At 44.5% G+C, this 14,297-nt stretch carries 12 protein-coding genes and 1 other annotated feature (1 of these 13 only partly in view); all 12 genes read left to right on the forward strand.

Annotated features, from left to right (window positions below; all coding sequences use genetic code 11):
- Positions 1-74 precede the first annotated feature (74 nt).
- The 12 genes from icd (at position 75) to dnaI (ending at position 14,128) form a co-directional block, all read left to right on the forward strand.
- Positions 75-1,343, forward strand: coding sequence for an NADP-dependent isocitrate dehydrogenase (gene icd, locus RRU94_RS13350; protein ID WP_315694772.1), 1,269 nt, complete (start codon positions 75-77; stop codon positions 1,341-1,343).
- Between the two features lie 79 nt (positions 1,344-1,422).
- On the forward strand, positions 1,423-2,364 hold the full coding sequence (gene mdh / locus RRU94_RS13355; protein WP_242233268.1) for a malate dehydrogenase: 942 nt from the start codon (positions 1,423-1,425) through the stop codon (positions 2,362-2,364).
- 120 nt (positions 2,365-2,484) lie between these two features.
- Positions 2,485-3,201, forward strand: a complete 717-nt coding sequence (locus RRU94_RS13360; RefSeq protein WP_315694774.1) for a response regulator transcription factor — start codon at positions 2,485-2,487, stop codon at positions 3,199-3,201.
- Entirely contained in the window at positions 3,198-4,973 is a 1,776-nt protein-coding gene (gene pnpS, locus RRU94_RS13365) for a two-component system histidine kinase PnpS (protein WP_315694775.1), read from the forward strand. Before RRU94_RS13360 ends, pnpS begins: the two co-directional genes overlap by 4 nt.
- A gap of 357 nt (positions 4,974-5,330) precedes the next feature.
- Complete coding sequence (gene polA, locus RRU94_RS13370; RefSeq protein WP_315694776.1) at positions 5,331-7,955, forward strand: DNA polymerase I; 2,625 nt, start codon at positions 5,331-5,333, stop codon at positions 7,953-7,955.
- A gap of 12 nt (positions 7,956-7,967) precedes the next feature.
- Positions 7,968-8,804, forward strand: coding sequence for a DNA-formamidopyrimidine glycosylase (gene mutM / locus RRU94_RS13375; RefSeq protein WP_315694777.1), 837 nt, complete (start codon positions 7,968-7,970; stop codon positions 8,802-8,804).
- Positions 8,801-9,397, forward strand: coding sequence for a dephospho-CoA kinase (gene coaE, locus RRU94_RS13380; protein ID WP_315694778.1), 597 nt, complete (start codon positions 8,801-8,803; stop codon positions 9,395-9,397). The genes mutM and coaE overlap by 4 nt, the downstream gene beginning before the upstream one ends.
- A gap of 136 nt (positions 9,398-9,533) precedes the next feature.
- On the forward strand, positions 9,534-10,565 hold the full coding sequence (locus RRU94_RS13385) for a glyceraldehyde-3-phosphate dehydrogenase (RefSeq protein ID WP_315694779.1): 1,032 nt from the start codon (positions 9,534-9,536) through the stop codon (positions 10,563-10,565).
- A gap of 210 nt (positions 10,566-10,775) precedes the next feature.
- A complete protein-coding gene (speD, locus tag RRU94_RS13390) occupies positions 10,776-11,156 on the forward strand; it encodes an adenosylmethionine decarboxylase (protein WP_242233275.1) in 381 nt (126 codons plus the stop codon).
- Between the two features lie 131 nt (positions 11,157-11,287).
- Complete coding sequence (gene nrdR / locus RRU94_RS13395; RefSeq protein WP_242233276.1) at positions 11,288-11,746, forward strand: transcriptional regulator NrdR; 459 nt, start codon at positions 11,288-11,290, stop codon at positions 11,744-11,746.
- A 65-nt stretch (positions 11,747-11,811) separates the two neighbouring features.
- On the forward strand, positions 11,812-13,215 hold the full coding sequence (locus RRU94_RS13400) for a replication initiation and membrane attachment family protein (protein WP_315694780.1): 1,404 nt from the start codon (positions 11,812-11,814) through the stop codon (positions 13,213-13,215).
- Complete coding sequence (gene dnaI / locus RRU94_RS13405; protein WP_315694781.1) at positions 13,202-14,128, forward strand: primosomal protein DnaI; 927 nt, start codon at positions 13,202-13,204, stop codon at positions 14,126-14,128. Before RRU94_RS13400 ends, dnaI begins: the two co-directional genes overlap by 14 nt.
- 47 nt (positions 14,129-14,175) lie before the next feature.
- Positions 14,176-14,297: a binding site (T-box leader), on the forward strand (it continues 98 nt past the right edge of the window).

Here is a 14,297-nt window from a genome sequence, read left to right on the forward strand (position 1 = left end):
ATATGAAAGATGGTAAACACGGGTTAGAGAAATTTTCTCTAACCTTTGAACATGGAATTGGAGGGAAAGGCAAGATGACTCAAGGCGAAAAAATTTCAATGCAAGATGGCGTACTAAATGTACCAAACAATCCAATCGTTCCTTTTATTGAAGGCGATGGAATTGGTCCTGATATTTGGGCAGCTGCTTCACGCGTTTTAGATGCAGCGGTTGAAAAAGCGTACAATGGCGAAAAGAAAATCGTTTGGAAAGAAGTTCTTGCGGGTGAAAAAGCCTTTAACCAAACAGGCGAATGGCTTCCAAAAGAAACGCTTGAGCAAATTGACGAGTATTTGATCGCAATTAAAGGTCCACTTACAACGCCGGTTGGCGGCGGAATCCGTTCATTGAACGTAGCGCTTCGCCAGGAATTGGATCTTTTCACATGCCTTCGTCCTGTTCGTTATTTCGATGGCGTACCTTCACCAGTAAAACGTCCTGAAGATACTGATATGGTCATCTTCCGTGAAAACACAGAAGATATTTATGCAGGTATTGAGTATGCTGAAGGCTCAGATGAAGTGAAAAAAGTGATCGAGTTCTTGAAAAACGAAATGGGCGTTAACAAAATCCGTTTCCCTGAAACATCTGGTATCGGTATTAAACCTGTATCAAAAGAAGGAACAGAGCGTCTAGTACGTGCGGCGATCAATTATGCAATCAAAGAAGGCCGTAAATCTCTAACGCTTGTTCATAAAGGCAACATCATGAAATTCACAGAAGGTGCATTTAAAAACTGGGGCTATGAGCTTGCTGAAAAAGAATTTGGCGATAAAGTGTTCACTTGGGCACAATACGACAAAATCAAAGAAGCTGAAGGCACAGAAGCCGCAAACAAAGCACAATCTGAAGCGGAAGCTGCAGGCAAAATTATCGTAAAAGATTCTATTGCCGATATCTTCTTACAACAAATTTTAACTCGTCCGAAAGAGTTTGATGTCGTAGCGACAATGAACTTGAACGGAGACTATATTTCTGATGCGCTTGCAGCTCAAGTAGGCGGAATTGGAATCGCACCAGGTGCCAATATCAACTATGAAACGGGCCACGCGATTTTCGAAGCAACACACGGTACTGCGCCGAAATATGCAGGTCTTGATAAAGTAAATCCATCATCTGTTTTGTTGTCAGGCGTTTTGCTTCTTGAGCACCTTGGCTGGAATGAAGCAGCAACTGCGATTACAAAATCAGTTGAAAAAACAATTTCTTCGAAGGTTGTTACATATGACTTTGCCCGCTTAATGGACGGGGCAACAGAAGTTAAATGTTCAGAGTTCGCAGACGAATTGATTAAAAACCTGTAATGTTGTTTGATGCTCTCCCTAAAAGGAGAGCATCTTGCATAATATTTGGTTCCACCATAAATAAAGGAGGAGTTTTATTATGACAGCATATAACCGTAAAAAGGTTTCTGTAATCGGCGGCGGCTTTACTGGTGCTACAACGGCATTTCTTCTAGCGCAAAAAGAGCTGGCAGACGTTGTTCTTGTCGATATCCCGCAGGCGGAAGGCCCAACAAAAGGCAAAGCACTTGATATGCTTGAAGCAAGCCCTGTCCAGGGATTTGATGCAAATATTACCGGCACGTCTGATTATGCTGAAACAGCAGATTCAGATATCGTCATTATTACAGCAGGTATTGCACGCAAACCAGGCATGAGCCGTGACGATCTTGTTCAAACAAATCAAAAGGTTATGAAATCTGTTACGTCTGAAATCGTAAAATATTCTCCAAACTGTACAATTATCGTTTTAACAAACCCGGTTGATGCGATGACATACACTGTTTTAAAAGAATCGGGCTTCCCGAAAAGCCGTGTGATCGGTCAATCAGGTGTCCTGGACACAGCTCGTTTCCGCACATTCGTTGCACAAGAGCTTAAAATTTCTGTAAAAGACATTACAGGATTCGTTCTTGGCGGGCACGGAGACGACATGGTTCCGCTCGTACGCTATTCTTACGCAGGCGGGATTCCGCTTGAAACGCTTATTCCAAAGGACCGCTTAGATGCCATTGTTGAGCGTACGCGTAAAGGCGGCGGTGAAATTGTCCAGCTTTTAGGCAACGGTTCAGCGTATTACGCACCGGCTGCGTCACTTGTTGAAATGACTGAAGCGATTTTAAAAGATCAGCGCCGTATTTTGCCGGCAATTGCCTATCTCGAAGGTGAATATGGCTACAATGATTTATATTTAGGCGTTCCGACCATTCTAGGCGGCAACGGCATTGAAAAAATCATTGAGCTTGAATTAACTGCGGAAGAGCAAGCAGGTCTTGATAGATCTGCTGAAGCTGTACGCAGCGTTATGTCTGTTCTTTCTTAAATCAAGTATAAAAAAGAACCTGCCGTATTACGGCAGGTTCTTTTTTGTGCAGAACAGCACTTTATCGAGTAGGATTTCTTCGCTATAATGAAAGATAGATATTTGAATCAGGAGGGTCATATGAAGAAAATTTTGGTTGTAGATGATGAACCATCTATTGTCACGTTAATTAAATATAATCTGGAGCAGGCAGGTTTTGAAGTGGAAACCGCTTGTGATGGAGAGGAAGCTCTTCAAAAAGCGGAGTCTGTGTCTGCAGATTTAATTATTTTAGATTGGATGCTGCCAAAGTTCGACGGCATGGAAGTGTGCAAGGACTTGCGGCAAAGACGGGTTGCTACGCCTATTTTAATGCTGACAGCAAAAGACGAAGAATTTGATAAGGTGCTTGGCCTTGAACTTGGGGCAGATGACTATATGACAAAACCATTCAGTCCAAGAGAACTGATTGCACGCGTAAAAGCGATTTTGCGCCGCGTACAGCTTCCGCCGGCAGAACCAGTTGTTGAGGAAGAAGAGGACAGCGCCTTAATTAAAGTGGCGGACTTAAAGCTTTATCCTGAGAAATATGAAGCGTATTACAAGCAAAACCTGCTGGATTTAACACCAAAGGAATTTGAACTGCTGCTGTTTTTAGCTGAAAACAAAACGAGAGTGCTGACACGCGACCAGCTTCTTGCGGCAGTCTGGAAATATGACTTTGTCGGGGATACCCGCATTGTAGACGTACATATCAGCCATTTAAGAGACAAGATGGAAGAAAATACGAAAAAACCGCAATATATTAAAACAATCCGCGGACTTGGATATAAACTGGAAGAGCCGAAAGAAGCGTGATCAATTTCCGGGCAAAACTTATTCTGTCGCTTTTTATTTTGATTGCGGCTGTTTTGGCCGCTTTGGGAATCTGGCTTGGTCAAATGTTTAAATCTTACTATCTTGCTACCATTAATGACCGGCTTGAGCGGGAAACCTCCCTGCTTGCCAGTGCAGTGGAAGATTGGGGAGGAACAGAAGCAATTAATCCGGTGGTGCTTGACGAATGGAGCGAGCAAATGGATACGCGTTTGAGTGTGGCGGATAACAATGGAGATCTTCTTTATGACAGCGGCGGGACAGATGAAGAAGAAAACGCCGTGCACCGAGATATCGCCCACCGGATCTCAGAAACCTTAAATGAAAAAAACTATCAAACCTCCTTAATGCGTAAAATGGATGTTCAATACCACTGGACACCCATTTTAACAAAAACGGGTGAGCAGGAAGGCTACGTCATTGTGAGTATGCGGGTCGATGCGCTCGATGAAATATACGGTCAAATTTGGGCGATTTTGCTGACTTCGCTCGGACTGTCCCTGCTCTTGATTATTTTAATCGGGACCAAAATTACAACCCGGTATGTAAAGCCAATTGAATCGGCAGCTATGGTGGCCATTGAGCTGGCAAAGGGTAACTATAGGGCGAGAACATATGAAACGCCTCCTGATGAGATGGGAATGCTCAGTACGTCGATTAACATATTAGCAAGAAACCTTCAAGAAATGATGCAGGCGCAGGAAGTTCATCAAAATCGCCTGACAACCCTAATTGAAAACATTGAAAGCGGGCTTCTGCTTATTGATGACCGCGGCTATATTGTGATGGCGAACCGGTCTTTTAAAAAAATGTACAGCACCGGCCGCATCATTAAAAAACGTTATTATGAAGTCATTACCCAGGAAGACGTGATTAAAATTGTCGAGGACGTTTTTATGACAGAGAAAAATGTCCGCCGGCAAATTAAAATGACGTTTGGTCTTGAAGAGAAGGACATTGAAGTATCAGGTGCCCCGATTATCGGTACAAACGACGAATGGAAAGGGATTCTCGTCGTGTATCACGACATTACGGAAATTAAGCATTTGGAACAAATGCGTAAGGATTTTGTTGCTAATGTGTCCCATGAATTAAAAACACCGATCACCTCCATCAAAGGCTTTTCAGAAACACTGCTGGACGGTGCGCTGAATGACCCGGATGCTGCAAAGATGTTTCTGGAGATTATCTGGAAAGAAAGCGGCCGCATGGAAAGGCTTGTGGCTGATTTACTCGACCTTTCCAAAATTGAGCAGAAAGGACTTACGCTTAATTTAACAGCAGTGCCATTGAAAAAACTGTTGAGTGAAGTGATTGTCACGCTTGAAAGCCGTCTGGAAGCAAAAGATATTGCCCTTCAAATGAACGTGTCTGATCATCTGGTTATTCAAGGAGATGAATACCGGCTCAAGCAGGTGTTTGTTAACCTTATTACAAATGCGATTTTATACACACCAAAAGGCGGGCAGATTTTTGTGGATGCAAGCGAGTCGGACCAGATGGTGAATGTAAAAGTTTCTGATACTGGTATTGGAATTGAAAAAGCGGAGCTGCCGCGTATTTTTGAACGGTTTTACCGTGTGGATAAAGCGCGGAGCCGGGATTCAGGCGGAACAGGGCTTGGCCTTGCCATTGTTAAACATATTATGGAAGCCCATCACGGGAAAATTAACGTGGAAAGCAAGCTGAATGAAGGAACGACATTTACCGTTTCGTTCATCAAGAATTTGCGGAATGATTTTACAAAAGATTAACGAACCGTTTACATTTATTTTATATTGAACTGTTATAGTATAAATATCAACCCCTTTATCCAGCTTTTGTTTGGCGGAGGCGCTCAGTTGATGGCTCTCCGCCGCTTTTTTTTCCGAAAAACAAACAAGCCGTTGTTTTCTTTTTTTCTGCCGTGCATGGTAGAATAAAAAAGAAAAACAACGGCTTTTTTACTGACGAATGTGTAGCGCCGGATGCCTGAGGGCTTACAGGAGAAGGGGTCACAAGGTACTGCAGCCGGATGCTGTCAACTTCTGCTCCATTCTTACGCCTGCTGCCAATAAGGGGGTGCCTGGCGCTTTTTGAGGTGCATTTACTATGAATGCCAAGGAGGATGTATGGAAAAAAAATTAGTGCTTATTGACGGAAACAGCATTGCGTATCGGGCTTTTTTTGCATTGCCGCTTTTAAGTAATTCAAAAGGTGTACATACAAATGCCGTATATGGCTTTGCGATGATGCTTAATAAAATGGTGAAAGACGAACAGCCGACTCATATACTGGTTGCCTTCGATGCGGGTAAGACGACTTTTCGCCACAAAACATTTACAGAATATAAAGGGACGCGCCAAAAAACGCCGCCCGAGCTGTCTGAACAATTTTCTTATGTGCGTGAACTGCTGAAAGCATACAGTATTCCTTACTTTGAGTTAGAAAACTATGAAGCCGATGACATTATCGGTACATTGTCTCTTCAAGCAGAAAAAGAAGGATATACGGTTAAAGTATATTCGGGCGACAAAGATTTAACACAGCTCGCTACAGACAAAACGACTGTATGCATTACACGCAAAGGCATAACAGATATTGAAGAATATACACCTGAACATATTGAAGAAAAATATGGCCTGGCACCGATGCAGATCATAGACATGAAGGGGCTGATGGGAGATGCTTCCGACAATATCCCCGGGGTGCCGGGTATCGGGGAAAAAACAGCGATTAAACTGTTAAAGCAGTTTCACTCTGTTGAAGAATTGATCGAGTCTATTGATGAGGTTAGCGGTGCAAAGCTGAAGGAAAAGCTTGTTGAACACAAAGATAAAGCAGTCATGAGCAAGCAGCTTGCAACGATCTTACGGACGGTGCCTATGGAGCTCGGAGTCGAACGACTTGCTTATCAGGGGGCAGATCAGGATAAATTGTATGATTTATACCGGGATCTCGAATTTAAGTCATTACTTGACGGTATTCAGCGTACGGAGGAAGCTGAACCAGCAGCAGACGTGGATTTTACCATTGTAAGGGAGCCGCAGGCGTCTCATTTTAAACAAGCGGACGCTGTATATGTAGAAATGCTCGATGTGAACTACCACCGGGCGCCAATTGCCGGTATTGCTGTGTCGGGAAGTGGGAAAACCATTTTTCTGCCGGGCGAAACGGCTGTGTCTTCTCCGGCATTTAAGCAGTGGGCGGAAAACCCGTCTGTCCGAAAAACCGTTTATGATGCAAAAAGAACGGTCATTGCGCTGCGGCGTTCGGGGATCGAGTTAGCCGGCATTGATTTTGATGTGTTTTTGGCGTCTTATTTAATTAACCCATCTGAATCACCGGAAGATTTCGCTGCTGTAGCGAAGCTGCATGGGGAAACAGGCATCGCATCGGACGAAACCGTTTATGGAAAAGGGGCAAAACTGGCTCTTCCGGACGAAGCTGTTTATGCGAAGCATATTAGTGCAAAAGCAGAAGCGTTAAGCCGGCTTGATGACACGTGCCGGCAGGAGCTGACTAAAAACGACCAAAATGAATTGTTTGATGAATTGGAGCTTCCGCTTGCCCTCATTTTAGCCGACATGGAATCGGAAGGCGTGCGGGTTGATATGGACCGGTTAAATGAAATGGGAACCGAGCTGAAAAAACGGCTTGCGCAAATGGAACAAACGATTCACCAGCTGGCTGGAACGGACTTTAATATTAATTCACCGAAGCAGCTTGGCGTTATTTTGTTTGAAAAGCTCGGTCTTCCGCCGGTTAAAAAAACAAAAACCGGGTACTCGACTTCGGCGGATGTTCTTGAAAAATTGGCGCCGTCACATGAAATTGTACAGCATATTTTAGATTACCGACAAATCGGCAAATTGCAGTCTACGTATATTGAAGGACTGCTGAAAGTAGCGGACCCGGATACACATAAAATCCATACCCGCTTTAATCAGGCTTTGACTCAGACGGGACGGTTAAGCTCTACTGATCCTAACCTGCAAAACATTCCGATCCGGCTTGAAGAAGGACGGAAAATCCGACAGGCATTCGTGCCGGAAAAAAAGGATTCTGTTATGTTTGCTGCCGACTACTCTCAAATTGAGCTGCGGGTGCTGGCACATATAAGCGGCGATGAAAAACTGATTGAAGCTTTTCAGCAGGGACTTGATATTCATACGGCTACGGCTATGGAAGTTTTTCATGTAGATGAAGACGGAGTAACATCGAACATGCGACGCCAGGCAAAGGCCGTTAACTTCGGCATTGTTTACGGCATAAGCGATTACGGCTTGTCTCAAAGTCTTGGCATTACACGAAAGGATGCAGCCGCTTTTATCGAACGGTATTTAAACACCTATCCAGGTGTAAAAGAATATATGGATACGGCCATTCGCCAGGCCAAAGAAAAAGGTTATGTGACGACATTGTTAAACCGCCGGCGTTACATTCCGGAAGTCACCAGCCGAAACTTTAACCTGCGTTCATTTGGGGAACGTACGGCGATGAACACACCGATTCAAGGAAGCGCAGCAGATATTATTAAAAAAGCGATGATTGATGTTGCTGAACGTCTTGAGAGAGAAGGCTTAACATCCAAGCTGCTGCTGCAGGTGCATGATGAATTGATTTTTGATGTGCCAAAGGAAGAAATCAAACAAATGGAACAAATTGTGCCGGATGTCATGGAGCATGCTTTTGAGCTCGATGTCCCGCTGAAGGTAGATTATTCATTTGGGCCAACATGGTATGATGCGAAGTAAGGAGAGAGAAACATGCCGGAATTACCAGAAGTAGAAACGGTCCGCCGTACGCTGAGCGAGCTGGCGGCGGGCAAAACAATTGCCGGCGTTGATGTGCGCTGGCCGAAAATGATCAAACAGCCCGAGGCAGACGCTTTTCGCGATGCATTGATTGGTGAAACCATTCAGTCCATCGATCGGAGGGGGAAATTTTTAATATTTCAGCTCGATCATTATGCACTTATTTCCCACTTGCGCATGGAAGGAAAGTTTAGTGTAAATGAAGCTGCAGAGCCTGAAGCCCCTCATACTCATGTTGTTTTTTCATTCACAGATGGTACGGAGCTTCGGTATCGGGACGTTCGTAAATTCGGTACGATGCATTTAACGGCGAAAGGTGCCGAACACGAGCTGGCTTCGCTGAAAGGGCTCGGTCCTGAGCCGTTTGATGAACACTTTACAGCCGATCATTTATATGAAAAGCTGCAAAAAACATCACGCCAGGTGAAAACGGCTCTTTTAGATCAAGTGATTGTAACAGGGCTTGGCAACATTTATGTGGACGAAGTGCTGTTTCGTTCCCGCGTGCATCCGCATCGGCTCGGCCGGACGATTACAAAGGAAGAAGCGGCAGAGATTCACCAGCATACGGTCGCCGTACTGGCAGAAGCGGTAGAGCGGGGCGGAAGTACGATTCGCACATATGTAAACAGCCAGGGACAAAAAGGGACCTTCCAGGAAGTATTAAATGTATATGGACGTGCCGGGGAAGCATGTGTGGAGTGCGGAGCAGAAATTATAAAAATGAAAACAGGCGGGCGAGGCACGCATATATGCCTGAACTGCCAGCCGCTGGAGCGTCCGCTATGATTATTGGATTAACAGGCGGCATTGCGACTGGAAAAAGTACGGTCAGCAATATGTTAAAAGAAAAAGGCTTCCCTGTTATAGATGCTGATATTGCTGCCCGTGCCGTTGTAGAGCCGGGACAGCCAGCTTTACAGGAAATTGTCGATACATTTGGCAGTGATGTGTTAAGCGCGGACGGATCATTAAACCGGCAAAAGCTCGGCTCGATTATTTTTCATGATGAAGCAAAGCGAAAGCAGCTGAATGAAATTGTACATCCTGCCGTGCGGGCCTGGATGATGGCTGAGAAGGATAAAGCTGTCCAGAAGGGGTGCAAAACCATTGTGTTTGATATCCCGCTTCTTTTTGAAAGCAAGCTTACCTGGATGGCAGACCGCACGCTGCTTGTTTACACTGATCCTGCTGTTCAATTGCAGAGGCTGATGAACCGAAACGGGTACACGGAAGAAGAAGCATCTGCCCGCATTCAATCTCAAATGCCAATTGAAGAAAAAAAAGAGCTGGCTGATGATATCATTAATAACAGTGGTACAAAAGAAGAAACCGCAAAGCAGCTTGAGCAGTGGCTGACCCGACTAGGACTCGATTCTTAATCGGGTCTTTTTTTGTCCCTTAATAAATTTTTTTAAATTAGTGGGACATTTTTTGTTCCATTTTCCGTTTAATATGTTATACTAAATTCAGTTAATCAATATAAAGTATAACCTTATTAGCAGGAGGGCCTTATTTATGACAAAAGCAAAAGTAGCCATTAATGGATTTGGACGTATTGGCCGTATGGTATTTCGTAAAGCTATTTTAGAAGACAACCTTGATATTATTGCGGTAAACGCCAGCTATCCGGCGGAAACCCTTGCACATTTGCTTAAATACGACACGAATCACGGAAAGTTCGAAGGGGATATCGAAGTTGAAGAAAAAGCGCTTATTGTAAATGGAAAGCGCGTGCAGCTTCTGTCCAGCCGTGACCCGCTTGAGCTTCCATGGGACAAGCTTGGAGTAGAGATTGTGATTGAAGCAACAGGTAAATTTAATGCCCGCGATAAAGCGGCCCTTCACCTGCAGGCAGGTGCAAAAAAAGTCATTTTAACGGCACCTGGCAAAGAAGAAGACGTCACTATTGTAATGGGGGTTAACGAAGAAGTACTTGATATTGACAATCACCATATTATTTCCAATGCATCCTGCACAACAAATTGTCTTGCGCCGGTCGCAAAAGTATTGGATGATCAATTCGGTATTGAAAATGGATTGATGACAACCGTTCATGCGTACACAAATGATCAAAAAAATATTGATAACCCGCATAAAGACCTTCGCCGCGCCCGTGCCTGCGCTCAGTCTATTATTCCGACTTCAACAGGAGCAGCAAAAGCACTTTCTCTTGTGCTGCCGCAGTTAAAAGGAAAAGTGCATGGAATGGCCCTGCGTGTGCCAACATCTAATGTTTCACTGGTAGACTTGGTAGTCGATGTGAAAAAGCCGGTAACGGCAGAAGAAGTAAACGAAGCCTTTCAAAAAGCAGCGGCAGGTCCATTAAATGGTATTCTTGGCTTTACAGAGGAGCCGCTTGTATCGGTTGATTTTAATACAAACCCTCATTCTTCTACGATCGATGGCCTGACTACAATGGTCATGGGCGAAACAAAAGTAAAAGTGCTTGCCTGGTACGATAATGAATGGGGCTACTCATGCCGCGTTGTCGATCTTGTTCAGTTTGTGGCAGAACAAATGAAGAAAAAAGTTTATATTTCAGCTTAATTGTCTCATACATAAGCCCCGGTGCCTGCCGGGGCTTTTTTCTATGAAAAAAATAAAGAAACTTGTTGCAAAATGTTTTGACAGGTCGTATACTCAACTTTGTGAAATAAATGCTTAAAGGGTTAGGACCTCTTCGGACTAACTTTCCCCCGTGGCAGTGATCACTTTTACAATTGATTCAAAAACTACTTTGTAAAAGGGGGAACGATCATGGAAACAATGGGTCGTCACGTCATTTCAGAATTATGGGGCTGCAATTTTGACAAATTAAACGATATGGAAGTCATCGAGAGAACATTTGTCGACGCCGCTCTTAAATCAGGTGCGGAAATTCGCGAAGTCGCGTTCCACAAGTTTGCTCCTCAAGGAGTAAGTGGAGTCGTCATTATCTCCGAGTCTCATTTAACGATTCACAGCTTCCCGGAACATGGATATGCAAGTATTGATGTTTATACATGTGGGGATCTTGATCCGAACATTGCTGCAAACTATATTGCAGATGCACTTGAAGCTGAAACACGCGAAACAATTGAGATGCCGCGTGGTATGGGTCCGGTACGCACGCAACTCAAAGAAACTGCAAATGTGTAAGCAAAACGAGGTGTATGAACTTTCATACGCCTCTTTTTTATTTTCATAAGGTCTCTTTTTTAGTATGATAATGAGTAAGAACGAAACCAGCACATTGCAGGATATAAATAAAATCGGAGTTGATTAAAGCCATGATTTGCCCTGACTGCCGTTTTAACGGGACGAAAGTTGTCGATTCGCGCCCGGCAGATGACGGGCATTCCATCCGCCGGCGCCGCGAATGTGAAAAATGCGGCTACCGGTTTACGACTTTTGAACGCGTAGAGCACATGCCACTCATCGTTGTAAAAAAAGAAGGAATGCGCGAAGAATTTAACCGCGAGAAAATGCTTCGCGGATTGATAAAAGCATGCGAGAAGCGCCCGGTGCCGCTTGGAACGCTTGAAAAAATGACCGCTGATATCGAACAGGAACTGCGCTCAAAAGGTGTATCGGAAGTGCAGTCAGATGCAATCGGTGAAATGGTCATGGACCGCCTTGCAGAAATTGATGAAGTAGCGTATGTCCGTTTTGCGTCCGTGTACCGGCAATTCAAAGATATTAACGTATTTTTGGATGAATTAAAAGAAATTATTAACAAAGAAAAATAAACTCCCGGGAGAGATAGAGCTCCGGGCTTTTTTCTTCTTATTTAAGAAACTTTGAGGTGAAGAATATGAATCGGCACTGGAATGAAATGCAGCCCGCCGATGCTTACAGGGTGACAGTGTCCGGCTGTGTAGACAGCCTTGAACAAAAAGTGGTTGCGCTGTTGTACCAGCCGCTGATCGGTGCCCAGGCACTCAGCTTATACATGACCATGTATGCGGAAGTAGAGGACGGCAAGCTGTCGTCTGAGAGTGCTCTGCACTATCATTTAATGAATACACTTGGCTGCAGTCCGCAGCAAATATACGAAGACCGGCTTAAGCTGGAAGGGATTGGCTTACTGAAAACCTATGTGAAAAAAACAGGAGAAAACCGCGAATTTCTTTATGAGCTGCTGCCGCCTCTTGCTCCAGACCAATTTTTTACAGACGGTCTTTTAAACGTTTTTTTATACCGGAAAATTGGCCGTCCTCATTTTTTGCGGCTGAAGCGGATATTTTGCGACCGGGAGCCGAAGTCGCCTGATTATCAGGATGTGACCCATGCTTTTCCGGACGTTTTTTCAACAGGGTATACAGAAATGCAGGAAGCAGAAATAGACAGTGCGCCGGAGCCGGGTACCCGCCTCGCTTCAAAAGGAACCAAAACAGGACCTGTTTTAAATGAATCCTTTGATTTTTCAGCGCTTGAACGGGCTCTTAAAGACGCCTTGATTCCGGCATCTGCCCTCACCCCCTTTATTAAAGAAACCATTAAAAAATTGTCTTTTTTATATGGCATTCAACCGCTTGATATGAAGAACCTGGTTTTGTCTTCGATAAACGAACAGGATGAAATTGAGGTGGAGGAACTTCGGAAATCTGCGCGTAATGCCTATCAGTTTGAATCAGGCGGGCGCCTTCCAGACATGACACCGCGCATGGGAAGCCAGGAGCTTAAAGAAGCGGGTGAGCCGAAAACAAAAGAAGAAAAGCTGATCCTTCATTGTGAATCGGTTACCCCCTATCAAATGATGATCGATATATCAGATAAAGCGCCCTCATCCGTAGATATGAAGCTTATTGAGCAGGTGATGCTGCAGTACGATTTTACGCCGGGTGTAATGAATGCGCTCATTCAATATGTTATGCTGAAATCAAATATGAAGCTGTCTAAAAGCTTTATGGACAAAATTGCCGCCCAGTGGGCACGCAAAAAAGTAAAAACGGCCAAAGAGGGTATTGAACTGGCAAAAACGGAACAAAAGCAGCCGAAGGAATGGACAAAGCCAAAGAGCACCTCATCATCCTATGGAAACCGCAAAGCGGTTCGCCAGGAAAAACTGCCATCCTGGTTTACGGAAAAGGAAAAAGAAAAAGACACAGAAAAAGAGCGGCCTAAACAAAGCAAAGACTTTGAAGCGAAGAAACGCAAACTGGAAGAAGAATTGAGAAAACGGAAAGAGGGGGCGTCGGCCGGTGAAAAAGATTAACGAAGCACTCGGGAATTTCAAAACGTCGCCGGGGTTTGCAGAACAATATGAGCAGACGAAACGGGAAGTGCTGGCAGACAAAACGGTCCAGGCATTTATTAAAGAACACAATCTTGGTGAACGGGAAGTAACGCGCGCGATGGTCAAACTATATGAGTATGTATCCCAAAGCCGAAGCTGCGGGAAATGTCCATCTCTTGACGGGTGTGTGAACATGATGCCGGGCTTTGAGCCGGAGCTTTCCATGCGTTACCAGGCAGTTGAGCTGGATTACAAGCGCTGTCCTCGTAAAATTCGGGATGATGAAATGAAACATTTGCGCAGGCATGTGAAAAGCCTCTACATGCCGGGAGACGTTTTAAAAGCTACATTTGATCAAGTGGAGCTGGATGATGAAAGCAGAATAGATGCGGTTTCAATGGCAAAAGATTTTGTTGACAGCTACGCGCCTGGGCAGTCTTCTAAAGGTTTATATATACATGGGAAATTCGGCGTCGGTAAATCCTTTTTATTTGGTGCTATCGCCAATGAATTGGCCGAGAAGCATATTGCATCCATGATCGTTTATTTTCCGGAGTTTGTCCGTGAAATGAAACAGTCGCTTAACGACCATTCAACGGGAGAGAAAATTGAAGCGGTGAAATCTGCGCCTGTTTTAATGATTGACGATATTGGGGCAGAAACGATGTCGAGCTGGATTCGCGACGATATACTCGGTACGATTCTGCAGCACCGTATGCTTGAAGGGCTTCCGGTTTTGTTTACCTCTAACTTTAATTATAGTGAGCTGGAGCATCACTTGACGCATTCACAGCGCGGTGAATCGGAAGAGCTGAAAGCAGCACGCATTATGGAACGTATTAAGTTTTTGACCACGCCGGTGGAACTGAGCGGTATGAATCGCCGGCATTAAAACTCACTCTTGATTTTGAGTGAGAGGGAGACTATAATAACGTCATATGAAAAGCGAAGACAGGGACATGTTTCATTTGAGACGTCTACAGAGAGGGAAAGCGATGAGCTGCAACTTTCCCGTCGAAACAAATGAATTCACCACCCTCGAGCTCTGCTTCTGAACCTGA

Source organism: Domibacillus sp. DTU_2020_1001157_1_SI_ALB_TIR_016 (assembly GCF_032341995.1).
Classification (GTDB): Bacteria; Bacillota; Bacilli; order Bacillales; family Domibacillaceae; genus Domibacillus; species Domibacillus indicus_A.